Here is a 24,402-nt window from a genome sequence, read left to right on the forward strand (position 1 = left end):
TTTTACTTATTTTAATTTTTTTATCCCAATTTGAGCTGCTCCGATGGCGCCAGCATATTGCGACAGCTCATCACATTTTACTGGTCCTGCCACATAACGCTCCAACACGTTTGCAAAGGCCACACTTTTTGACAGACCTCCAGTGAAAAGGACCTCTTCCCCGCGTGCGGGTCTTAGTTTGGAATACTGACTGCTAATCCGCTGAGCAATAGAATGAAGAACACCTAGTGCGATATCCTCCCGATTCTCTCCTTTTGAGATCAAACTAATGACTTCTGATTCAGCGAAGACTGTACACATACTGTTGATGGTGACTGGTTGTGCCTCTTGAACAAATTGATCCAAGTCACAAATATCTTCACCTAGTGTCCGCATCATGACCTCTACAAAACGTCCAGTGCCAGCCGCACAACGATCATTCATACTGAACTCCGTCACGTTTCCTTTCCCATTTAGCTGAATCGTCTTGCAATCTTGTCCGCCTATATCAATGACCTGTCTCACTCCAGGACGTAAAAATTCGGCACCTTTACCATGACAGGTAATCTCCGTAACGACTAGATCCGCTGGCAGAAGTTTTCTGCCATACCCCGTTGTCACAAGCTTCACATCACTCAGTTCATCGTTTCGTTTAAAATAATCAACAACCTCCGACATCGCTTTTTTGGGATTTCCAGCAGTAGGGATTAAATATTTATCGATCAATTCCTCACCGGAAAAAAGTACGCCTTTTGTTGTCGTAGAACCAGAATCTAATCCTATTGTGTACATACAGTCTCTTCCTCTAACATTTCGATAAACGCAGTAACGCGTGTGTTGATTTGTTCAATATCTGAAGTTGAATAATCTGTCTCTAAATACATGTAAGGGATTTGTTTCTCCTCATTCAAGAAACGTTTGATTTTCAAGGATTCCACCGAAAATGGAATACAGTTTTGCAAGACCATATCGATTACCCCATCAACCTGATAGTCATCGATCATTTGACTCAGCAGCTCTTTTCGCGGCTGATTATTCGACATACAGGCACATCCAATATTGATATATTTATCTGTCAATGCTTGGTAAACATCCTCTTCTGTCTCATCAACTAAGCGTTCAACAGCCTTCGCTACCGTACAATTCTCGTACGCCACTACTAACCCGCCATTTTCTTCAATCGCCCGAATGACTTTTTCCGTAACGCCCCCCATGGGTGAACCGGTTATTAAAATGCGCGGTTTGGCATCCAAACGTTCGCCGGCCTCATACTTTTCTTTTACTTTAGCGGTCGTCTCTTCCAACATTTGAATTACTTCTTCTTTATCAAACTTGTATTGTGATCCATACATCACTTGGAAAATTTCTTGTCCAGTGATTGCTGGCGGATTCAATTGTCCTAAACGATAGAAATCTTGCTTCGCCTGACGCTCACGGTTTTTCAAGACGATCGCTTCACGAATCTTCTCATTCGTTATTTCAACATCTAAAAAATCCTCCAGCTTTTCTTTAAAGCGAACCAACTCGCTGTACCATAATTTTTTACTTTCTTCGGTATCACGCATATGAGGCAATTGCATCAAATAAGTATCCTTGAATTCCTCCATATACTCATACATTTTTTTCTTGCCATCGCAGGTCGTCTCACCAACAACTAAGTCAGAAAAATAGAAATACGGGCACTTGTCGGTTTTACCGAACCCGTAACTCGATTTGATCAAAGGACACAAATTCCGCGGCAAATCTTCTTCCGCATCGGGAATTGTTTCATCCGAAGTCGAACACAGACTGATCTGAATCGCTCCGCCTGCAAGCACTAATTCTTCCGGCATGAAGGTACAGTAGACCCCCACAACGGGCTTACCCTGCTCTTTAATTTCTTTAACTGTTAAAAATCCCTGTCTTCTTGCTTCTCCAAATTCATCAAAAATCTCTGGTAAGCTTGTTCTTAATTCCATGTTATCCATTCCTTCCCATTTTGAGGATTTTCTCTTTAGATTTCTTCTAAATCACCTGATACTCCGCAATTCAGTTTTCCCTCCAACAGAAAAAGAGCACACCAAAGAAGGCTGCTCCTGGATAATTTTTTTAGCTTAATCGATCCGAGGAGGAAAAATATTTAATTGACGCGCTTAGAACCTCTAAGTTTTGCGGTACTCAAAGTCATCGCTTAAACATTGCTTCCACCTCCAGATGTATTGCTTCAAATTTTCGATAGATGCTCATCTGACGCATCCTTAAAGTTTGTGTAAACACTTACAATCACTCCCTAAGTATAACGAAGGGAATTTTTTCCCGCAATACTTCCAAAAGAGAATCGTTCTCACTCTGTTTCCAATGCCAATAAACGACACAAGAAAAGCAAGAAAAGACCAACATCTTATAAATGTTGATCTTCTAAATTTATTGAACTATTTTCTTTTCACCGGTACCCAGATTTCCATATCTTCGCCTTGAGTATAAACCTCCAAATCTGGACCGCCAGAGTGCATTTCACCCGTCATGTACCCTGTATTCAACAATTGGTAGTCTTCAGATTCTGGTCCCCATTTTGTAATGATCTCCATCTGAGTCGTTCCAGATGTTTTGCCAGTGCAGGGAAAGACCGCCCAAGTATTGGCAGGTACTTCAATCTCTTCCATGCCTTCCGGTGTCGCTATAGTCGTTGCCGCTGCAATGTAGTAGTCGAATTGCTTATTATCTTCCGGATCTACATTGTAAAAGCTCGCTCCAATTACTCCGAATGGTTCATGATCGATCAAAGGCGCCACTATTTCCTGTTTATTGCCAGAGATGAATTGATTCCAAAAGGCTTCGCAATCCTTCATTCCTTGCTGATTCTCATTCGTTGAACGCATCTTTACCCCCGCCAATTTGAAGCTGTCTAATTCCACGATTCTGTATTCCATTTTTCATTCCTCCAATTATGTGTGTTTGTATTTCTCTTTGCTACACTCATAATTTATCATCTCAGTGAGGAAATTTTTGTAACCTGTTATGTTTGATAAGGTTTCTCGTCATGTTTGCTCGAATAAACTCAAGGTCAGCTTAAAGGAGTAATCATCGATCCTATGATTCAGACTGCCATGATAGGCTTCGACAATTTGTCGAATGGCCCTTGTACCTATTCCGTGACTATCTTTATCCTGTTTCCGCGTCATAAAAGATGTCACTTTTTTCTCTGTACTGTTCTCACATGAAACGACTAGTGAATGATTGAAATAGACAATTTTTAACTGAATATACTTATGTGTATCACAATGCTCACAGGCTTCCCTAGCGTTATCTAAAATATTACCGATCAAAGAAGAAATATCCGTATCCGAGAATCCCATTGACTCTGGACACTTGATGTCAAACTCGCAAGTGATCCCAGCCAGTTGAATTCTTTGAAAATGCAGACGCAATAAAGCATTCAACCCTGTGTGCCGCGTGAAGGAAGGCAGTTCATTTGATTCTAGCTGGTTGATTAATTCATTGATTTGCTCATTTGCTACTTCATCTTTATTCGCATTCAAATAGCCAACAACAGAATAAAGATGGTTCTTCAAATCATGCTTTATTTGTCGAACCTCTTGCTGATGCTTTTCTACTTGCTGATAGTAATCCTCCAGCAGTTCATGACGCTGCTGCTGCAATTGATACTCTTGATTTTTCTTGGCCATGTTATCTGACATTTCAAACCCAATATAAAACAAGAGCAGCAGCAGGCCCAACGCACCCATTAAAAGAAAATCCCTCAGTAAAAACTGATCTGTGATAGTCACTCCCGTAACTAATAGTCCCAAGGCAAAACTGCAGGATAAAGCAATCAACAGCTGAATAATGGAAAAATTTCGCTGAACTGAAAGGCCTCTTTTTCTTCTAGCAGACCACATAGAAAAAATTAGGAGCAGGGTAAGCAGCATCGCCAGGCGATTACCAAGCTTGCCTTCACTAATAAACCTTTGAAGTTCTGCCACTGAAAGAAATGCACGAGCAAAAACAGCCATCAACCATTCTCCTGTAATAGTAAAGACAATAAACAAAATCGAGACTAGCCCCTTTTGATACGCTTTACCTTCATAGAAAAATTGGACACAACTTAAAAGAAGCAGGATGCTCAAGAAATTATATACGGGGCGAAGAAATCCAGTCGTCGATTGATTCACGTGCTGATTGATTACATAGTATGGAATCACAGCCAAATACATCCATAAAAAGTGTGTTTTCTTAGGAAATCGGGGCTTTGTCGAAAAGAAACTGGAAAATAATAACCCCATGCTTAAGGTGAGCATCACAGTAACCGGAATAAAATTTTCTAATAAACCCATACCTTCCCCCTCCTTATCGTGACAATATAAATTGTTGAAACTGTTCATGAAAAGAAGAATGAAATTTTTTACTAATAGGTAATTTTTCGCCTTCCTTCATATAAACAAAGTTACTCTCCACCGTATTCAACTGTTCCAAATTGATAATGATAGAATTATGAATTTGCGCAAAAAGAATTCCTTTCACCTGTTCGCGCGCATCCTTTAACGTCCCATAATATTCATAGATTTCTCCATCGGTCGTATGAAGCAAAATTTTACGGCCCGAGCTCTCGATAAAACGAATTTGAGAGAAAAAGTAGGTGTAGACTTTCTTTTGTGCAATAAATTGGAAGATACCTTTGCGCTTTTGTAAATAGTTGACTGCAGAAGTCAAGATACCTAATGCTTTCTTTGGATCAAAGGGCTTAACGATAAATTGAAAAGCCAAAACTTCAAAGGCCTCCGACATCAATTCTCCATGACTGGTCATAAAGATGATCACCGCCTCAGGGTCCGCCTTACGAATTTGTACAGCGGTCGCTAATCCATCCGTTCCTTCCATTTCGATATCTAAAAGATACATATGGAAAAAATTAGGCTGCTGCGTTAAAAATTTCAACAACGCATCCCCTGAAAAAAAGACCTCTGTAGTGTATTTGCTGGTATTTCCTTGAAAGACTTGATCCACGAGTTTTTCAACCTGCCCGCTCATCAAACGGTCATCGTCACAAATCGCTATATTCATATCCATCTCCTTGCTGATAACGTTTTCTTTAGTATACCTGAGAACATCTATCTGTTGTCCTCGAATTTGACCAATTCCACTCAGTTATTTGGATTATTTATGTCAGTAAAAAACTGCCGTAAGTGGTTTACGACAGTTTTCATTATTCGTATTAAGATTTTTTTCGGTTAGATAGGAAATACATCCCTGCTAATAAGGCACAGGAAACAAATGATATCAAATGCCCATTGCTCAGACCTCTTAACAAATGATGGATAAAATTGTCTTCCACCAGCATTGTACCGGCTGTATAAGCGATCAATAACGCTCCGATCCAGATCAACCAAGGGAAACGATTCATCAGCCTCAAAATAACCTGACTGCCAAAAATCACAATCGGTATACTGATAATCAAGCCTAACACGGCTAAACCGAAATGCCCATCGGCTACACCAGCAATCGCCAAAACATTGTCCAGACTCATGACCAGATCCGCAATAATAATCGTGCGAACTGCAGATAAGAGCGTCGTCTCACTCTTCACAGCTGCCTCCTCGCCATTTGATTTCAATAAGTCATACGCGATGTAAAACAGCAAGACGGCTCCAACGATTTTTACATAGGGAACCGTCAATAATTCAACCGCGATCAGCATTAATAGAATTCGCAGAACAACCGCTCCTGCTGTTCCAATCACGATTGCTTTATTCTGTGAACTAGCTGGAAGCTTGCGAGTAGCTAAAGCAATCACCACCGCATTATCTCCGCTTAATACCAAATTCAATAGGATAATCGAAAGAATTTTTGATACGATTTCAATACTCATTAATCTATTCCACGCCCTTAGTTCGTATTCGAGCAGCCTTTTTCATCAGGCGTTCTCTTTTAAAACATATTTCTTGTCTAAAATAGCACGATTTACTGAAAAAAGCATGAAAATGAACTAATGTTTTCGTTTGAGCACGAGCTGTCAGCGCAGAAGCGGCAAACTGCCGGTCAACTTATTGACTTGTTTCTTATTACCGAATAATGTCAGACCGAAATAGTCAATCGCTGCTTCTGGGACATCCTTCATCTTTTCAATATATTCCTCATAGGTTTTACAGCCCTGTGCGACATCAAAAAAATCGACGACCGTTACTTTTTCAAAACTTGGTTCATAGAGTCGTTCTCGCATCGTTCGTAAAAATTCCCTATTCCCTTTTAAAATCGGAATCGGGAATTCAATAATGCCCTGGTGTTGATAGCCGCTTTGGTCAATGACATCTTGACCCACTACCTCAGGAAACAGTTTCCCGATCGTCACACCCATTACAGCCGTACTATTTGCAATAATTCCTAATGGCATGGATTCGTCCACTACCATCACGCATTTCAATTCATCCATTGACATGTTATTCCTCATTTCTTTTTTCAAAAATTGTTCGATATTGGTTCGGAGTTAAGCCAATGAAGCGACTGAAATAATTTGTAAAGTGGCTCTGATCATAAAAACCTGTCCGGTCAGCGGTCTCTGTTAGACTGCAGCCTTGCTCCAATAGCTCCTTTGCCTTAACGATTCGAAACGTTTCAAGATAGCGATAAGGGGTGATTCCTTTTTCTTTGGTAAATTGACGAACCAGCGAATGCTTATTCAAATGGACGACCTTGCAAAGCTGATCCAAAGTGATCTTCTGGTCATAATGAGTTTCCAAATAGCCGCACACCTGCGCAATCGTCTCCTGTTCCTCTGTTGTTGCGACGGGTATTTTTTGAGTGTACCGCAGCAGCTCTTCAAGAAACAAAAGAAACAGTGTCTCCCTCTCTTCTTTCTCTCCTTGCTTCATGATGGCATCATGCAAGCGGCGATAGTCTTCGGCCACACTGGTTTGTTCCTGCATTGGCGTAAGAAATTTAGGCAGTTCATTGCCAGTGAACGGCTGGAAAAGCTCCTTCTTAATATTGATGCAAAGATAGGTTAAGCGTTCACCATCGACTCCCTCACAGCTATGATTATCATATGGATTGAAGGTAATGAGGTCTCCAGGAACTAAGACATACTCTTTGCCATTGACCACCAGCCTCCGCTCCCCCTCTTCAATCAACCCTACTACGTAATAATCATGAAAGTGATTGGGAAAGTTTTGCGACACGCCTGTAAAAGAATACGCTTCTACATTTAAGTCTGCATCGTAGCAGATAATTTTTTGATTCAACGTCTCGCCTCCTTGTTTTCCTTATTGTATCAAGTCTTTTCCTCAATCGCTTGGAAGATATTGACTATTTAAGAAAAGACTGATTTTTATGGTATGATCAAAAGAAAGGAATGGAGGCGGATACATTTGAAGCATAAAGATCATTATAATGATCAATACATTTTAGATTTATCAGAAAAGCTGTCTAGGGCACAGCCAGACTTTAACAGAGAAAATTTTACATCTGAGCTCATTGGTAACCTGGAGGACAAAGAATTATTTGCTCGGTTTGATTTCATCGTTGACGCTCTGGAAAAGAATTTAAAGGGAGAGTACGAAGAAAGAATCCACGTCTTCCAGCAAATCCTCGGTCCTGAACTGGAACAAGCGACAGGAATGTTTAGCTTTGGCTGGTGGCTCTGGCCCATCGGCCGCTATGTTGAGCGTCACGGCAACGAAGATTGGAAAGTTTCGTTGGCCTTTTTAAAAGAATTAACGAAGCGCTTTACAGGAGAATATGCGATTCGTCCACTGCTAAAGGAACATCCTAAGGAGATCATGGATGAATTGATTTTATGGAGCAAAGAGGACAATGTTCATGTACGCCGCTTAGCTTGCGAAGGCGTTCGAATCCGTTTGCCTTGGTCGGAAAAGCTCTACGTCGCGATTGACGAGTTTGCGCGCTATGCCGAGATTTTGACGAATTTGAAGGACGATCCTGAGAAATTTGTTCAAAAAAGTGTCGGCAATAATTTGAATGACCTCTACAAAGATGATCCTGAAAAAGCCGATCAGCTGATTAACGAATGGCGCAAAACACCTTCGAGTAAAGCACAAGAATGGATTATTAAACACGGGCGCAGAAATAAATAAAAGAACGTTTTTAATTTATTGTTCTTTTTATTGATAGAATAAATGAATAATTAAAAATGTATTTAATATTCGAATGATCGTTCTTTTAAAATTTATATACTATTTTTAAAGGACTGCCATTCACCTTGTTTTCATCTAGCAAAAAAGGAAGACACCTCAATCGGTTGTCTTCCTTTTCTTCACTAGTAGTAGGAGCAGCAATAAACAAACTCCAGAAAATAATAAATACTTGCTTTGCAGCTCCCCTGTTTTAGGATAACTAGTAGTGACTTGAACATTCGTAATTTGTTTGGTTATATTCTTTTGTGGTTCAGTAGAAGGAATAACTTGCTCCATTGATGAATCCTGCGAACCCAAGATTCCTTCAATATAAATTGTACTTTTCATGGAATTGCCTCCTTAAATTAAGGAGCTACTGAGGTGCCATCTTTTCCTAGAACTTCAAAAGCTAGTGTCAAGGTATGATTCGTTTTTTCGGCTTTTGCTTTATAGTATTCATCTTTTGTTGTTCCAGAATAGTTATATGAAGTTGTTTTAGCGTAACTATTGACCGTATCAGAATCTACATTCACTTTGCCTTGATTATTGGCTAATGTTAAAAAATCACCAGCAACGAAGGATTTTAAATCAACAGATTGTTCCGCATCAGTATAATCTTTTCCGCTAATTTTTAACGCATCAACATTGTCTAAGTTCCCTGAATCTACAGTGAAGTCTAATACCGATACTTTAACTGCACGTCCAGAGTTATTAGTGATTGTGTAATCTGGAGACGTAATAGTTTTGTGCTGTGACTCCTTTGTTGTATAGAAAATATTTGCCGTATCTACTGTTACGTTAATCCAATCGTTCGATCCTTCATCAATATTTGGCGCGTTTTCATCCGTATTATCTTGTCCTAAAGACCCATCTACAGTGATTGAGGCCGAATCAGTTCCATTAACCTCCGCCGCAAAGACACTCGCTGCTCCGCCACTTAAAAATCCAATTAATAATAATCCGCTCAAAATTTTTTTCATCTGTAATCTTCTCCTCTTTTTTTATTATTAGTTTTTGACATGAACTGTAATTTTCGCTGCAACCTCTCCCTTTTTCTCTTTTGTTTTATCATCATATAAAGAGAACTTCGCCGTAGCCGGGTAATCTCCCTTTGATAATTTCTTTTCTAATTTTGCTTCTTTCACCTCATAGCCAGGTTGAATCGCACCTGAAGTATAAATCACTTCGCCCGTATCATTTCGAGAAATTTCAACATTAACAGGATACGCATTATGAGCTGGATTTTGAATGGTCAGCTCTCCAGCTTTATCACTTGTTTCAAAAGTTGCCTCTGGCACAATGATCATGTTGAACTTGCTGCGATCAACTTTCTCTTGTGCCATTTTCTTCAACTCACTGTCACTGATCTTTTCAGCATCTTTACCTTCTGGTAAAAATTCTCCACTTACTATCGAAACGGGTTTTTCTTCTTGTCTAGTAAAGAAATAGGCACCGATACCGCCGAAAATCAGTAATAATAGCAATAAAATCAGTAACCATTTCTTTTTTTTCTCTTGTTGTTTTTCTTCAATCATATAAATGCATTAATCCTTTCTCTCTGCCGTCATTGTTAAACGGTATTGAACCTGATGTTTTGTTTTTTCATCACCATAATAGATGCCTGAAAATCCTAGCTTTGTAGAAGAATTTCCAGCTAATTCCTCAAAATTTAAAGGAGCATCCTTCAATGATTTTGTTAGTACCCCAATTGATTGATTTCCTTCTGTTAAGTTCAACAGAAGGTCCTTTTTGTTTGTTGCATCTGCCTTGGGCAATAGGTTAATGCCTGTCGGATTAGATAGTTCTTGAAAATCTGTCGCTTGGACAGTGACGGGAAAAGAACTATGGTTCTCAATCTGGTACTCCTTGGCTTCACGAATTTTTTGTTGGCCCTCAGATTTTTCTGAATAGAATGCTACTTCTACAGGAAAACTAACATTGATCATTTCTTGTTCTGTTTTAAAAGGAATTTTCAACCACTGACTCGATTGACTATCAGGGTCACAAACAATACGGACATATAGCCAGTATTCTGTTCGATCCTTCAAATCAGAAAACGTGACGGTACTATCCAAATTAGCCGTTTGATAGTCGACAAAGCCCTCGTTCTCAGTTTCCGGAGCCTCTGTTTCTTTTGAATATAACTTGAAGTCTACTCTTTTTATCAGATTGTCATTTCCATGTAATTGATAGTCTGACAATTTAAAGGTCGCCTCATGTGTTGCTATCTCTTGATCGACCTTCAATAGTTCAACCGGTTGATTCAATCGATTTAAAGTTATACTTTCTGCGTTTTTCAACGTTGTCTTTTCTTCTGCTGTAAAATCAGGAGTTCTTGGTCCGACAGAGCGTGAAATCGTGTTTGTTGTGACATTCCATGTCCCGTTATCACGTTGCGGAGTCAGTTTTTGCGGCAAGATCGCTTCGTCAGTCACAACATCATAACGATCTGTATCTTCACCAAAAGCAGAAAAGGAGAAAATACTTGAGGAACTTGAAAAACCGATCGGGTTGTAAGTCGTTCCGGCCTTTGCCTTGAAACGGATCTGTTTCGCATTATCAATTTCAAATGTAGAATTCGTTCCAACCCCACGATCAAACACGCTTTCATCCTGACTAATATCAAAATTTCCGATAGAGTCTGGAAGAAACTTAATCGCGCTGCCAGCAGCTAATTTCATAAAGTGTGGATAAGCTACTGAAAATTCTGCTCCCTCGCCCACTGTGATAAAAGCCGGCTTATCAAAATAGTAAAAATACCCTTTATCAGCATTGGTTCCTTTCACTGAAAATTTCGAATTTTTACCTAATGTAATCACGCTATTGTTCGTTCCATCACAATAAATAAAATTATGATTAGATGTAATGTCAACCTCTGCCTCTTCACCAACCGTTATACTACTGGGATTTGAGGGCATCCACAGACTGCCTAGCGCGTCATTTGTGTTTTGGACAATAGTCGTGTGGCTTCCTGCAACAAACTCAAAGTTGTTGCATTCCGCAAACTCTTGTCCAGTCGCCACCGAACCATCTGCCTTCTGCTGCATAAATCGATTCGTTCCATGGAAATAGATTTTGCTGTTCAGATGTCTGAGATAAAATGGTTGGGCCGTTGTGCTAGAATAATAATTTACATTTTCTATATGTAATTGCGTTGCGGAGTCACTTTGCATGATCCCGTACAACCCGCTTGCGGAAAGAGTATAATCGGGAGATCCAAAGGTCATATTTTGCAGGGTAATCGTTAAATTCGCTGTAGATGAATTGAAGGCTCGACCTCCTGTATAAGAAATTTGACGATTATTTCCATCAATGGTCACGTCTGCAGTGATCGGAACATTGGCACTTCCGATAACAAAATCCTCCTGAGAGTTTGCTAACTTTATGTAAGGTTCCTTATCTTTCAATGCGGTTTGCAATTCACTTAAGGTGTTGACAATCACCCATTGTCCGTCATAAATTTGATTCACAGCAGAGCGAGTGTGTGCGGTCTCTTCTTCCACATTAGCTCTCTCATTCTCATCAATATTATCCTCACGGTCTAAAAGCTCTTCTTCTGTTGAAGTAGTTTCCCGTGTTTCTTTATCATTTAGAGAGGAATTATTCTCAGTTGAATTATCAAGTTCTGATGAACTTTGCACCACTGTTTTTTCGGCTGTGACTTCACTATCAATTGTTTCAGCCCAAACAAATTGACTATTTCCAAAATTCACGAAGAATAAAAGGAAAATAATAGGTATTCTCCATTTTCTCATTACTATCGACTCCAAAGTAGTTGTATAATCACCAATAACAGTAATATAAGCGAAATATAATAAAAGAACAATTTCAAAAAAAAAGAAAAAATTAGCATAACACCAGTTATTGAACTTTGTTATTGTTTTCATTAATTATTTAAAATAACTATCAATAAATAACAAAGACAATTAGAATTTTTGCTTTTTCTCCTTTTTTTTGAAAAAAAAAGCCGATTTTTACGCTCCTTTTATAAAAAACTTGTTTTTTCGAGAGTTTCCCTCTTTAAATTTCATTCATTTCTTTATCAATTAATTATTTTTTACGAAATTTGAGCAAATGAAAACGGATAAATGATTAAGAATTTGTAAAAAATGTGTATAGATTGTCTTAAACAAGGACTAATTGCATAAATAAAAAATAAAAAACAGTTCAATTTAATGAACTGTTTTTATCTTTTATTCTATTGCCTCTTATGGAAAAGAAGTTTCTCAGTTGGATAGTTGATTTCGATAATTTCTTCAACAGGAATAAATCCTACCTTTATCAACCGTTGGCGATGTCCAATATCCAATTTATCAGCAGCTCTGAAGGATGTTGTATAAAGCATTCCTAGTTGTTTGTCCTGGAGCAGTCTATTTATCAATTTTTGCTCAATGTTCAAGTCCCAACAAGAAGGAAATACTGCAAGGTTTTCCACTTTTTGTGCCGTATCATCAAACAAAAGTAAGCCTATGATTTGATCTTTTGACCAAGCAAGATAACAGTTTCCTTTCTCGATAAGCCGTTGAATCGAACGTTGGTATTCGGTTTCTTCCAAATAAGGGAGCCCCCCTCGCATCAATTGAGCAAAACTTAGAATTTTTTCTTGATCTCCTCGCTGTCCTGAACGAATCTTTATATCGTTATCCTTTGCCCAAACCAGTGCCTTCGAAACATTATAGGGTTCCTCAATAAAGAATTTCTTGTTCTGCAGTCGGTATTGCTTAGGACTCAACTTAAATAGCTCCTCGAAGGCTTTTGTAAAGGCTTGTTGGCTTTGATACCCTGAATGGAAGGCCACCTCGATGATTCGCTGATCCGAATAAAGCAACGACTTTGCCGCCTCGTTAAGTCGGCGACGTTTGACATAGTTATAAAGTGATTGGCGAGTTGCTTCTTTGAACTCATGAAGCAGATAAAATTTTGAATAGTGGAGTTGCTTCGCCAGCTCTTCAAGTGTTACTTTTTCCTGCAGATGATCCTCAATATATTCTGCAATACTTGCAACCAGCTGAGAATTATTCATAGGCTCACTTCCTTTGAAGAAAATAAAGGGCATGCATCGCTCGTGTCGCCGCAACAAACAACTGCTGGCGGCCTAATTGATCAGGATAATTCTCTTCATCCGCATCAACGATAATTACCGCATCAAACTCTAAACCTTTTGATTGTACCAAAGGACAAATGGAAAGCTTTCCTTGTAATTGTACAGCATCATCTGTCATTAATTCACAGTCCATTCCGTAATTTTCTAATCGCACGAGCCATTCCTTTGCTCTATCAAGCGTTTTGGTTATCAATGCAATGGTTGACAAGCCATTCTTTTTTAGTTGTTCAACTATCTCTAGTATACCTGAAATTTCTTCTGTTTGAGAATGAACCACCCGTTTTTCTGGAGTCATCCCATGGCGTAAAACAGGTTCAATCTGATGATCATTGATGAACTTTTTGGCACAGGTGATAATTTCATAGGTAGAACGATAGCTTTTAGTTAGATAGATTGTTTGGGCTTTTGGATAATAGCGCTGTACCTCTGCTAAGCTCATTTCATTAATATCTGTCAATGTCTGGGTAAAATCACCGATGAACAAAATCGGACAAGTGAACATTTTTTTGAATACCTCAAATTGAATAGGTGTATAATCCTGCATCTCATCAATGATCACATACCGAATCTTCGAAAACTCATCAATCCCTTCCATGAATAGGCGGATATAAAGGATCGGGAAAAGGTCAGAATAGCTTAGATCTTTTTTCATCGAGTACCCCTGTTCTGCTAAAAAATTGGCATACAATTTGGTGCAGTTTGTAATAGGAAGCATTTTCTTCAAACGATTGAACAGCTGCTTTTTAGTCGGCTTCTTTTTTGGTTGAAAGGGTCGACTGCGTAAATTTTCTAAAATATCTTCCGCAATAAGCTGCAAACGCTCAAAAACTGGCTTTTTGCCGTAGGCCTTGTAGCGCTGCAGAATATACTCTTCACCATAATCATAGTCGCCAATCGTTATTGTTTCTGGTGTGAACTTTTCACTTTCTTTGAGAAATTTTTTTAAATCTGCTACACAGCGTTTGGTTGAAAGATAGCGGATTCGTTCAATCAATGATTGTCGCTGATTGAGATATAAGCGCTCGATTTCTTGAAAACGCGATGGAACTTTGGCCGCTCCAGAAAGTTTTTGACCGAATTCATCGATCGTCCATTCGGTCACCGGTTCTTCTCCCAGTTCAGGCAACACTTGAGCGATAAATTGACTAAACGTGCGATTCGGCGAAAGAATCATCACCTGCTCTGACGTAATGTGATCGCGAAAACGATACAATAAAAAAGCGATGCGATGCAAAGCGATTGAGGTTTTACCAGAACCCGCGACTCCCTGAATGATCATGTCCTTTGAACGACTATCACGAATCACTTCATTTTGTTCTTTTTGGATCGTACTAATAATCGTAGACATTTGTCCGCCTTTTTGCTGCCGCAGCTCATTTTGCAGCACCTCATCGAACACCGTCGTGTCAGATTCCACGACATAATCAATCATTCCATCCTTGAACTTGATTTGACGCTTCCGTTGAATTTCTCCTGATGCAATTCCCGCCGGTGTTTGAAACTTCGCCTCACCCAAATCATACTCATAAAAAATGCTGGCGATGGGTGCCCGCCAATCATAGATTAACAAGCCCTGCTCCTTAGTCGAAAAAGAAAAAGGACCCACATAGATTTTCTCCGCTGCTTCTTCTCCCTTATATGTGAAATCTATACGGGTAAAATAAGGATTCTGCTTTTGCTTATCTAAGCGTATCAATTGCTTCCCACTCACTGACTCTGCCAGCTGCTGTTGATTCAGGAGTCGGAAATTAATAAACATTTCATGCGGGTCTATTTCCCCCTTATAATCAACTAAATACTGATGAAATTGCTTTGTCTCCTCTGTAAAATGAAGGATTTCCTGTTCAAGGCTAGTTTCCTTACGCTCAATTTCTGTGCGAATTACTTCCCATTCTTGTTGCTCTTCCGCTAATAGATTCATCAATGATCACCTCTCACAAACTTGGTCAAATAATTAGTATAAGTGAGAAGCAAATTCTTTTTTTCATCAATGTTGCGGTCTTTAAAAAAAGAACGTTAGAACATAAAGCTGTCCCAACGTTCAGTCCCCATCTAATCCTTCAATTGATAATGGAGCGCCGTCGCCCCTGCAAGTCCGACGATTCCTAAGGCAAACATAGCTTTACTAGATAACAGAACACCGCCTGCCATCAATCCTACGCCTACCACTGTGTTACTTTTTACACTGGCTTGAAGACTTTTTTTCGATGGTCTGGGTATCTTGATGGAAACGCCCATGTCCTCCGCCATTTTTTCGAAATATTTCGCTGAGCTATCAAACATCCTTCTTCCTCCTTCTTATTCTTCAATGAACAATTGATCACTGATTGTTTCAAGCATGAAAGTAAAAACTTTTTCTTGGTCATAGACCGTATTGGTCAAGGTGACTGTATAGAGCAAACTGCTAAGCACACCAAAGGCCTTCTTTTTTGAAATTGCCAACCTCAAATTGGTGGAGGTCAGAACGAACTCAAAGAACGACAAAGAACTATTTGTAAATTCTTCCCGCTCCTCTTCGCTCAAACGATTTAGCAAGGCCAAAAAGTCCGGATTCGAAAAATCGTATAGAAATGGAGAGGCCTGATACTCTCGATACAAGGTTAGCATCGCATGATTGAAGCCAGCTTTGTCGGGCTGCTCCTTTAATATCGTCATCCACTCCTTTCTCAATCGCTCTTGAACCAAAAGAAAGGTTTCAAGAAACAACTCCTCCTTATTTTCAAACAGAAGATAAAAAGAACCAGTCGCAATTCCTGTCTCCTTTGTTAATTCTCCGATTGTCGTTTTTCGATACCCAAACTTGGTCCAGCTTCTCTCACAGGCAGCACATAATTTCTTCCTTAGATTCAGCTTCTCTTCTTCAGAAAACCCCTTGTTTTTCTTCATTATTTCACCTCTAATATACCATGAATATATATGTCGATATATTCATGGTATATTAAAACAAGTCGAATTACAATCCTTTCAAAAAAATCAGTAAAAAAAAAGTCGAAAACTGCATTGCTGCACTTCTCGACTATTGACCGATAACTACTATTTATTTCAATCTATTTACAAATCTCTCCGTAATCTCCTTCGGCCGTGTAATCGCCCCACCAACCACGATGCCGCTGACTCCCATTTCTTGTATTTTTTTTGCTTGCTCCGGAGTATGAATTTGTCCTTCAGCGATCACAGACAGATCTGCTTCTACTAACCGTTCAATCAATTCAAAATCTGGTCCCTGACCTTTGCGATCAGCTGTTTCCGCAGTATAGCCGCTTAACGTGGTTCCGATAAAATCAGCTCCAGCGTGAGAAGCATTTATCCCTTCTTCAACCGTTGCAATGTCAGCCATCAATAGCTGCTCAGGATATTTTTCCTTGATCTGTTGAATAAATTGATTGATCGTTAACCCATCATGACGCTTCCGCAAGGTACAATCCAAAGCGATAACCTCTACTCCTGTTGTAACTAACGCATCCACCTCTTGCATACTGGCAGTAATGAAGGGTTCTTCTGGTGGATATTGCTTCTTGATTAAGCCGATGATCGGCAAATCGACCACTGCCTTGATCTCTTGGATATCTCGCACAGAATTGGCGCGAATCGCTATCGCACCGCCTTCTTTTGCTGCCAATGCTAATAAGGGCATAATGCCGCCAGCTTCCGTATATAAAGGCTCTCCCGGCAACGCCTGACAGGAAACGATCAGCCCGCCGTTTATTTTTTCTAGAAATTCTTGCTTGCGCATTTCTTTCACTCCATTTCGCTTACCACTTATGCTTAACGCCTTCACAGCACTAATAAAAGGGTACCATGACAGAAAAAGTCTGTATAGACAGTGGTCTTATATTCCCAAAAGTACATGAAAAAACTTGCCTTAAAAATGCTAGGCAAGTTGCTTCACGATTATTCGAATGTAGTCAAGCTATGCTTTAATTTTTCCACCTTTTCTCCGTAAGTACCGGGCTTTGTGTTAAACAGAGCAGAAGTTCCAACAACGTAAATCGATGCGCCAATTTTACTGATAGCAGCTGCTGTTTCCGAATGAATATTGCCGTCGACTTCAATCACCGGCCTCACTGCTTGCTTTTCAAGGTAGTGGTTTAAGCCTTCGAGCTTTTCCAGCACCGGCCACTGAAAGGCTTGACCAGCAAAGCCAGGATTGACCGTCATCATGAGAATTAATTCCACGGAAGAAACGTATGGAAAGAGACGCTCAATCGGGGTTTCAGGATTAATGGCTATCCCCGCTTTCAGTCCCTTAGAATGGATTTTGTCTATGACTGCTTCTGGCTCTTCTGCGGCTTCTAGGTGAAAGGTCAAATAATCTGGTCTTAAGGGGGCAAACAGTTCCACATATTTTTCAGGGTCAACACAAGCTAAATGAATATCTGTGGTAAAATTTCCTGTCTGAATGATCGGCTCTAACACATAAGGCGCCATCGCTAAGTTATTGACATAGACGCCATCCATCACATCACAATGAAGCCAGTCAATTCCCGCTGCATGCAACTCCTGTAATTCCTGTCCCAACGCTAGCTGATTTCCGCACATGATCGACGCTGCAATCTTCTCCATCCTCTTCCCTCCATCAAATAGATATAGCCTGTATACATCAAGGATTCATAAAAATTTCCATAGCTGCTTTTACGTTCTCCTTCATCGCCGCCGTTGCAACTAAAGACAGTTCATCAAAGAAAACAGAGTCACTTGAAAAATCCTTCAGTTCTTCCTGCACCTTTTTACCTGCTGCTTTATTCATATAGGTATAATAGTTGATTTTGCAAATACCGTTCTTTATAGCTATTCGATAGTTCTCCTCCGATACACCAGACCCCCCGTGCATCACAAAAGGCACATCAATTTTTTCTTTGATCTGAAGGATTCGATTCAGATCCAGCTTCGGTTCCTTCAAGTAAACGCCATGAACCGTTCCGAAGCCAATTGCCAAGCAGTCGACTCCTGTCTCTTCCACAAAGGATTTAGCCAATGCTGGATCTGTGTAAACATCATCCAAATCCTCATAATCTTCACTGGAATCAGAGCCTCGTCCTTCTCCGCCGCCGATTGCTGAGGTGAAGATATGCCCCAACTCGGCTTCGACACTTACTCCTGCCGCATGAGCAATTTTTACGATTTCTTTGGACTCGGCTAAATTAACTGCATATTCCTTGCTTGAGGCATCGTACATCACCGAAGTGAAGCCCAAGCGAATCGCCTTAACACACATCTCAAAAGAAGCCCCGTGGTCTAAATGTACTGCAACTGGAACACTTGCCGCTTTGGCATATTGCAGCATGATTGGGCCGATTTCTTCTAATGAAATGAGGTTCTCATGGACCTCCGCATGCTGCAGAATCACTGGTGACCCTAGCTCCTCAGCGGCTTGAATCACGGCACGAATCGCTTCCAGGTTCGGTACATTGAACGCTCCTACCGCATACTTTTTTTCCTTCGCATCCTTTAAAAGTTCACTTAATGTGACTAACATGAATCTTCCTCCTCGTTTTATTTACTAAAACGATATTCAAGATTTGTTGAGAAAACATCCGTATAGACATATGAAAGTTCAATGGGTTTATCCTCCCAATAGGCCATGTTGTTGACGACCATGACCACCGCTGGATTAGATATATTCAAGTATTCAATTTCTGTATAATTGGCCATCCGTGCACTTACTCGTTGACTGACAATCTCTGGATAAATGCCGAATTGGTTCAACACCTTCCAAAGAGACTTATCAGTCAGATCAAAGGAACCAATCTCTGGACAACGTGCAAGTGGGATAAAGCTTTCCGATAACGAATACACCGTACCATCCACACTCCGCAGCCGCAAAAGATAGAAAACGTAATCATTTTCTGCTATTTTAAGCTCTTCGCTCAATTTTTGATCCGCTTGAATCACGTTCTTTTTCAAAACTTTAGAGCTGATCTTCTTTTTTCGTGAAACGATGTCCTCATAAAAACCAGAAATATGCATACTTGAAACAATCTTTACATCTCGGTCAGGGATAATAAAACCTTTTCCTTCAATATAGGTAACGATGCCTTGTCTTTCCAGTGATTCCAGCGCACGCTTTACCGTCGTTCTGCTTACATCAAAGGTCTCAGAAAGCTTGCGTTCACTGGGGAGCGGTTTCCCTTGTCCGCTCAGTACCTTGGCTAAATTTTGAATATCATCGCTGATTTTTTTATACTTTGGAATAAATTCTTCCATTTCATTCATCCTCCCTCTCCTCGTCTTGTCTTGGATAGGGAGATCTCGTAAAGACTTCTATCAAAACAGACAGGCAATTGTATTCTCTTCTCAATCAAGTGGATTTTCACTATTGATTATAACTGATTTTTTATACAACTACCTACCAGACTAATGCTGCAGAACTTAAAATCTGACCACCACTCGGTATTTATCACCTTCAATCGCGGATTCAAAGCCCGCCACCACTTCTTCAAAAGGCACAATTTCACTAATAAACGGGCGCATATCAATGATACGTTCGCTGATCATTCTTGACGCTCGAACAAAATCACGGCTATTTGAATTGGCGGTACCTGCAATTGCGTAGCCGCCTTTATGCAGCCTGTCTGGGCTAAAGCTGACTGGCTCATCCGGATAGAATGACGAATACAGGATCACTTTCCCAGTATTTGAGACTAAATCTATCGCCTCTTCCACAACGCTATGAATCGGTGTTGTATCAAAGACTACATTCGCCCCTAGTCCCCGACTAATTTCCTTGATTTTCGTCGCTAATACTTCTGTTGAAGAATCAACAGTATAATGCGCACCAATCTTTTTCGCCAAATTCAGCCGTTTCGAATTCAGATCACACGCGACCACTCTAGCCCCACTTTTTACAGCCAACGAAACATGTAAAAGTCCCATGATGCCGCAGCCGATGACTACTACTAAATCCCCGTACTGGATATTCGCCGTCTCACAGCTATGAACGACACATGACAAAGGCTCTGTTAAGGCGGCCTCTTCAGGGGTTACTCCGTAATAATGAAAAAGATGCTTGGGTTCCACCAACATATATTCGGATAACCCCCCCATTCCTTTATGAGGTAGACCTTCTAGTTGCTTGCTGTGATTGAAATCCAAACAATTCTGTTCCTCTCCACTTTTACAAAAATCACAATCCCCGCAGGCCAAATTGGTGCCAAACACTACTTTGTCGCCAACCTGCCATTTTGTCTGATCGATGTTGCTCCCTAAATCCACAATTTCCGCAGCAATCTCATGACCGCCGATAAAAGGATACTCGACTTTTTTTATCCCCGTATACACCCGTTGTTCCCATGTACAAAGTGCGCAAGCCTCGATTTTTATTAAAATCTTGTTTTCTGATACTTCCGGCAAGTCGCATTCCTCGATTTTCAAATCCTTGATTCCATAAAAGACTGCTGTCTTCATTTTCCGTCTCCCTTCTCTGCGATTGGCTAAAATATATTAAACGCTCCAAAAAGAACCCCGATAGCAACTAAGATCAACATGACCCTTGTTGATTTCATTTTCTTATTTTTTAGTAAATACAATGTCAGTAAAGTAATCCCTAGCGGCAGGATGCCCTTGAATAATTTATCTAAAATATCCTCCTGCAGTCCTAATTTTACTGCTCCGACCTTGATGACAAATGGAGAAGAAACAGAGACAAAATTTGCGGTCAACGCCCCTAAAACGATCGCGCCCATTGCAGATGCCCCAGTAATTAAATATTGTAAAATATTACTGCTTAAGATTTTTTCAATACCGGCCTTCCCCATTTTGTATCCCTGCATCCAGACAAAATATGACAGCGAGAACATGATACCAAACATCAATAGACCATAAACCACCGGACCCATCAAGTTCCCTTCAGCCCCTAGACTTACGCCAAAGGCTAATAATATCGGTGTTAACGTCCCTTGCCATAAAGTGTCCCCAATCCCAGCAAAAGGCCCCATCAAACCTGTTTTTATCCCGTTAATCGCATCATCTGTGATAGGGGCCCCATTTGCCCTATCTTCTTCCATCGCAATGACCATCCCACAAATGATGCCTCCAAAATGCGGCTCGGTATTAAAGAAAGCCATGTGCCGTTTCAACGCGTTCCGATACTCTTCTGGATCATCGGCGTAAAGCTTTTTAATGATCGGACTTAATGAATGAACCAGTCCAGTAGCTTCTAATCGTTCGTAGTTATAATTTGCATGACTGAAAAAGGTCCAACGCCAAAAAGAACGGGTAACATCTTTTTTTGATAATTCCTTTTTTGGTTTCTGCATTTCCGTTTCCATTGATTGCTCCATCTTGTTCCCTCCTAACTTAAACTGCCGATTTCATTTCTCGGTGTTATGGTATAAAGATAGGCGATGATCGCCCCTAAAACGGCAATAACGATAACATCTAAGCCCATATAAATCGACATCACAAAACCTAAAATAAAGAAAAGCATCGTATTTGGTCGATTAATCGAACGTAAATTCATTGCGATTCCCAATGCAGGTAGTAAACCGCCAATTACTTGAAGCACATGCAAAGGGGTTCCTTCCAAATAATTAAGGATACTCGTCACGGCGCCCGCGCCATAGTATGCGGCTAAGGTCACAGGAATTACACTAATTAAAAGGAGAATGATTTGCGGTGGAACAACATGTAAAAAATTGATCCGATCAAGGTTTCCTTCGTCCGCGGCTTTGTCTGCCATGTGTACAAAGAAAACATCGATCGTCATATGCGCAACCCAGATCACAGTTCCTAACAACCCGATCGGCATTGCCAAAGTCACTGCTGTTTTCGGATCTGCACCCGAAGCAATCGCTAAAGCAGTGCCTAGGGTTCCTGCTAAACCGGGATCCACCGGTGCTGTTCCTCCAGCCGAAATAAACGCAATATACGGAAGTTGAATCGCCGCTCCAATGATTACTCCTTGAACGGGATCACCTAAGATAAGGCCAACGACTGTTCCCGCAACTAACGGTTTTTGCATAAAAGAGATACTTCCAAGTAATGAAAGCCAAGGTGTTCCAGTAACACCTAGATAGTAAACAACCCCAATCAAAATTGCTTGAATAAAAGATATTTCCATAGGTACCCCTCCCTAAGTCAATAATTTCGCCACATCAATCGCTTTATCCTCGGCGATGATCTGGATAGTAACAGCAGCTCCCGCATCGACTAACTTTTTCAAACTGTCTTTTTCTTCTGGCGAAGCGGAGATATTCTTATAGAATTTGGTTCTTCCCTCTTTCGCGCCCATTCCGCCGATGTTCACTTTTTCCAATGAAATCCCTTGATTGATTAGTTCAACATAGACCTCAGGCGACTTAGCCAAAAGGATTGCTTTGTCTGAGTCGGCCAACTGCTTAATCGTTTCTGCTCCTTCGTGAATATCGAAAACTTCTGTTTTGATATTCGCTGGCGCTACGGAAGTCACAATCATTTTTAAGAAGGTGTCATTTGCTGTTTCATCATCCACAATAATAATTCGATTCGCCCCCGTATAATTAAGCCACGAAGTCATAACCTGTCCATGAATCAGTCGATCATCAATCCTTGCTAATACAATACTCATTATTATTCCCCTGCCTTTGCGATTAAATTACAATACACTTCATTCAAATCCTGCAGACTTTCCTTGCCGCTTTGGAGTGCGGCTTCGCTTAACGTTTCTATATCTGTTGAAAACTCACGGTTCACCACAATTTCCAACAGCATCACCATGTTTACACCGGAAAGCACTCTCATTTTCTTGCTTGCCAAAAGCTTCATCACTTCATTTCCAGGTGTCCCCCCATAAAAATCGACCAATACAATGACCCCTTCTCCTGAATCCAATGCCTCAACTTTCTCCTGAATCTCCTCTCTTAATTGAATAGGACTATCCCCATGGTACAAACCAACCGATGCAGCACATTTTACTTCCCCAGCAATAATAGCAATTGAATCCAAAAGCGACCGACCCAAATCCCCATGAGTAACTACCAGCAAACCAATCACCTTCACCCACTCCTTTCAAAAATCCATCGGTTCTAAAAAAGTGCCAATGGTTCTATTCACAAGTTAAATATATAGCCGACCTTCTCTGTTGTCAATATTTTTTTGAAACCGTTTTTATAAATTTGATTGAAAGGTGTTGTTTTAAAGCCAAATAATCACTATGCCTTTTAATGATTGGTGCGCTTATTCTTTCGCTTTAAGTTTTTTATTCATCAATGATTTTTCACAATCAAATAAAAAAATCGGTTTTGCCTTAGTCATCTAAAGCAAAACCGATTTTCTTTTTCTCTACCGATCTGTTTCTGTTGCCGCTAGTGCAAACTCACCTATGGCGGTTCTGATTCCATCTACACTCTTGAAATTCTTTGTTAACACAACGATCGCGAAAGGATTCTTTTCTGATAACACCAATCCGATATCATTTTCTGTGTCGTCCAGCTCACCAGTTTTATTCGCTACCATACTATCGACAGGAAGCTTACTGGGAATCTTCGTACGCAGCGTCTGTCCCTTCATAATGGTGAACATTGTTGATTGAGGGTACGTCTCTCGCTGCTGATAGAGCTGTTTCAAGAAGGCGAGACAATCATTCAATGAGGTATAGTTTTCTTTTCCTTCACTCCGAGCTTCATCATCTAGCATTCTTCTTTCCAAACTTGTATCCATGTATCCCTTTGCCTGAAAAAAGGCATTCAGTTCCTCCATACCGAAGTGATCCATCAATACATTGGCTGCTTCGTTATCGCTTTGTTGAATCATGGGAATGAGCCAATCATTCAATGGTTTGCCTTGAATGACTTCGCTCGGCTCTGCCTGTGTGAGGGCATACTCCATAATGAATACCTTGATTACGCTGGCTGCAGTCGTTGGTGCGGAATTATTACTAGAAATGTCCTTGCTCTGATTGAAATAATGAACGCCATAGTAAACCTGCTCGGCATTCTCCTTCAATGCCGTGACAGCAGGCTGCAGCTCTGACTCACTTGATTGCTGCACACTGCTATTGTTTGTGGCGACCTCTGTACTTGTTTCAGCTTTTGAAATTGAAGGGGGCGTCTTCACAGAAGCCTGTTTCTTTACACTCGGTGTCCTTTCCTGCTGTTGAGCAAAAAAAGTATTCATTACTAAATAGGAAGAACCCGCAAGTATAAGAAATAGCATCCCTATCAAAACGTATTTGGCTGTTCCTGAGTTTTTCGGACTGGAATGTCTTCCCAAAAGGTTTCATCTTCTTTCTTTTACAAT

27 protein-coding genes are annotated in these 24,402 nt (G+C 40.4%); 1 reads left to right on the forward strand and 26 read right to left on the reverse strand.

Going from position 1 to position 24,402, the window contains the following annotated elements; genetic code table 11:
• Nucleotides 1–6 precede the first annotated feature (6 nt).
• From IGI50_RS12425 to IGI50_RS12460, 8 genes are all read right to left on the reverse strand, one after another.
• A complete protein-coding gene (locus tag IGI50_RS12425; protein ID WP_438777125.1) occupies nt 7–771 on the reverse strand; it encodes an acyl-CoA dehydratase activase in 765 nt (254 codons plus the stop codon).
• On the reverse strand, nt 759–1,937 hold the full coding sequence (locus IGI50_RS12430) for a double-cubane-cluster-containing anaerobic reductase (protein ID WP_438777126.1): 1,179 nt from the start codon (nt 1,935–1,937) through the stop codon (nt 759–761). Before IGI50_RS12430 ends, IGI50_RS12425 begins: the two co-directional genes overlap by 13 nt.
• A gap of 453 nt (nt 1,938–2,390) precedes the next feature.
• Nucleotides 2,391–2,888 carry a GyrI-like domain-containing protein gene (locus IGI50_RS12435; protein WP_438777127.1) on the reverse strand — a complete coding sequence of 166 codons (498 nt, stop codon included), beginning with the start codon at nt 2,886–2,888 and terminating at the stop codon, nt 2,391–2,393.
• Nucleotides 2,889–2,996: 108 nt separating this feature from the next.
• Nucleotides 2,997–4,292, reverse strand: coding sequence for a sensor histidine kinase (locus IGI50_RS12440; protein ID WP_438777128.1), 1,296 nt, complete (start codon nt 4,290–4,292; stop codon nt 2,997–2,999).
• Nucleotides 4,293–4,305: 13 nt separating this feature from the next.
• On the reverse strand, nt 4,306–5,019 hold the full coding sequence (locus IGI50_RS12445) for a LytR/AlgR family response regulator transcription factor (protein ID WP_438777129.1): 714 nt from the start codon (nt 5,017–5,019) through the stop codon (nt 4,306–4,308).
• A 151-nt stretch (nt 5,020–5,170) separates the two neighbouring features.
• Nucleotides 5,171–5,824 (reverse strand): TerC family protein, encoded by a 654-nt coding sequence (locus tag IGI50_RS12450; RefSeq protein WP_438777130.1) that lies wholly within the window; start codon nt 5,822–5,824, stop codon nt 5,171–5,173.
• A 144-nt stretch (nt 5,825–5,968) separates the two neighbouring features.
• Nucleotides 5,969–6,391, reverse strand: a complete 423-nt coding sequence (locus IGI50_RS12455) for a DUF2000 domain-containing protein (protein WP_010745560.1) — start codon at nt 6,389–6,391, stop codon at nt 5,969–5,971.
• Nucleotide 6,392: 1 nt separating this feature from the next.
• Nucleotides 6,393–7,193: a helix-turn-helix domain-containing protein gene (locus IGI50_RS12460; protein WP_438777131.1), complete on the reverse strand. Its 801-nt coding sequence runs from the start codon at nt 7,191–7,193 to the stop codon at nt 6,393–6,395.
• A gap of 126 nt (nt 7,194–7,319) precedes the next feature.
• Here IGI50_RS12460 and IGI50_RS12465 point away from each other — a divergent pair, with 126 nt between their 5' ends.
• Entirely contained in the window at nt 7,320–8,045 is a 726-nt protein-coding gene (locus IGI50_RS12465; protein WP_438777132.1) for a DNA alkylation repair protein, read from the forward strand.
• Between the two features lie 156 nt (nt 8,046–8,201).
• On the opposite strand, the gene IGI50_RS12470 is transcribed toward IGI50_RS12465, so the two are convergent.
• The 18 genes from IGI50_RS12470 to IGI50_RS12555 form a co-directional block, all read right to left on the reverse strand.
• Nucleotides 8,202–8,432: an LPXTG cell wall anchor domain-containing protein gene (locus IGI50_RS12470; RefSeq protein WP_438777133.1), complete on the reverse strand. Its 231-nt coding sequence runs from the start codon at nt 8,430–8,432 to the stop codon at nt 8,202–8,204.
• A 17-nt stretch (nt 8,433–8,449) separates the two neighbouring features.
• Complete coding sequence (locus tag IGI50_RS12475; RefSeq protein ID WP_438777134.1) at nt 8,450–9,064, reverse strand: hypothetical protein; 615 nt, start codon at nt 9,062–9,064, stop codon at nt 8,450–8,452.
• Between the two features lie 27 nt (nt 9,065–9,091).
• Nucleotides 9,092–9,619, reverse strand: coding sequence for a hypothetical protein (locus tag IGI50_RS12480; protein ID WP_438777135.1), 528 nt, complete (start codon nt 9,617–9,619; stop codon nt 9,092–9,094).
• A gap of 9 nt (nt 9,620–9,628) precedes the next feature.
• The gene (locus tag IGI50_RS12485; RefSeq protein ID WP_438777136.1) at nt 9,629–11,839 is read right to left on the reverse strand and encodes a hypothetical protein; all 2,211 of its coding nucleotides are present in this window, start codon (nt 11,837–11,839) and stop codon (nt 9,629–9,631) included.
• Between the two features lie 443 nt (nt 11,840–12,282).
• A complete protein-coding gene (locus IGI50_RS12490) occupies nt 12,283–13,107 on the reverse strand; it encodes a helix-turn-helix transcriptional regulator (RefSeq protein WP_438777137.1) in 825 nt (274 codons plus the stop codon).
• 4 nt (nt 13,108–13,111) lie between these two features.
• Complete coding sequence (locus IGI50_RS12495; RefSeq protein WP_438777138.1) at nt 13,112–15,109, reverse strand: HelD family protein; 1,998 nt, start codon at nt 15,107–15,109, stop codon at nt 13,112–13,114.
• 131 nt (nt 15,110–15,240) lie between these two features.
• Nucleotides 15,241–15,471 (reverse strand): hypothetical protein, encoded by a 231-nt coding sequence (locus IGI50_RS12500; protein ID WP_222225836.1) that lies wholly within the window; start codon nt 15,469–15,471, stop codon nt 15,241–15,243.
• Nucleotides 15,472–15,486: 15 nt separating this feature from the next.
• Nucleotides 15,487–16,074 carry a TetR/AcrR family transcriptional regulator gene (locus tag IGI50_RS12505; RefSeq protein ID WP_438777139.1) on the reverse strand — a complete coding sequence of 196 codons (588 nt, stop codon included), beginning with the start codon at nt 16,072–16,074 and terminating at the stop codon, nt 15,487–15,489.
• A gap of 151 nt (nt 16,075–16,225) precedes the next feature.
• On the reverse strand, nt 16,226–16,921 hold the full coding sequence (locus IGI50_RS12510) for an N-acetylmannosamine-6-phosphate 2-epimerase (protein ID WP_438777140.1): 696 nt from the start codon (nt 16,919–16,921) through the stop codon (nt 16,226–16,228).
• Nucleotides 16,922–17,079: 158 nt separating this feature from the next.
• The gene (locus tag IGI50_RS12515; RefSeq protein ID WP_438777141.1) at nt 17,080–17,751 is read right to left on the reverse strand and encodes a ribulose-phosphate 3-epimerase; all 672 of its coding nucleotides are present in this window, start codon (nt 17,749–17,751) and stop codon (nt 17,080–17,082) included.
• A 37-nt stretch (nt 17,752–17,788) separates the two neighbouring features.
• Nucleotides 17,789–18,664: a class II fructose-bisphosphate aldolase gene (locus tag IGI50_RS12520; protein ID WP_438777142.1), complete on the reverse strand. Its 876-nt coding sequence runs from the start codon at nt 18,662–18,664 to the stop codon at nt 17,789–17,791.
• Between the two features lie 17 nt (nt 18,665–18,681).
• Nucleotides 18,682–19,392: a GntR family transcriptional regulator gene (locus IGI50_RS12525; RefSeq protein WP_222226903.1), complete on the reverse strand. Its 711-nt coding sequence runs from the start codon at nt 19,390–19,392 to the stop codon at nt 18,682–18,684.
• Nucleotides 19,393–19,557: 165 nt separating this feature from the next.
• Nucleotides 19,558–20,592, reverse strand: coding sequence for a zinc-dependent alcohol dehydrogenase (locus IGI50_RS12530; protein WP_438777143.1), 1,035 nt, complete (start codon nt 20,590–20,592; stop codon nt 19,558–19,560).
• A 26-nt stretch (nt 20,593–20,618) separates the two neighbouring features.
• Entirely contained in the window at nt 20,619–21,467 is an 849-nt protein-coding gene (locus IGI50_RS12535; protein ID WP_438777144.1) for a PTS system mannose/fructose/sorbose family transporter subunit IID, read from the reverse strand.
• An 11-nt stretch (nt 21,468–21,478) separates the two neighbouring features.
• Complete coding sequence (locus IGI50_RS12540; protein WP_438777145.1) at nt 21,479–22,246, reverse strand: PTS mannose/fructose/sorbose/N-acetylgalactosamine transporter subunit IIC; 768 nt, start codon at nt 22,244–22,246, stop codon at nt 21,479–21,481.
• 12 nt (nt 22,247–22,258) lie between these two features.
• Complete coding sequence (locus tag IGI50_RS12545) at nt 22,259–22,732, reverse strand: PTS system mannose/fructose/N-acetylgalactosamine-transporter subunit IIB (RefSeq protein WP_438777146.1); 474 nt, start codon at nt 22,730–22,732, stop codon at nt 22,259–22,261.
• Between the two features lie 2 nt (nt 22,733–22,734).
• Complete coding sequence (locus tag IGI50_RS12550) at nt 22,735–23,157, reverse strand: PTS sugar transporter subunit IIA (RefSeq protein WP_438777147.1); 423 nt, start codon at nt 23,155–23,157, stop codon at nt 22,735–22,737.
• A 288-nt stretch (nt 23,158–23,445) separates the two neighbouring features.
• On the reverse strand, nt 23,446–24,375 hold the full coding sequence (locus tag IGI50_RS12555) for a serine hydrolase (protein WP_438777148.1): 930 nt from the start codon (nt 24,373–24,375) through the stop codon (nt 23,446–23,448).
• Nucleotides 24,376–24,402 lie beyond the last annotated feature (27 nt).

This window comes from Enterococcus sp. DIV0170, assembly GCF_051710765.1.
Lineage (GTDB): Bacteria > Bacillota > Bacilli > Lactobacillales > Enterococcaceae > Enterococcus_A > Enterococcus_A raffinosus.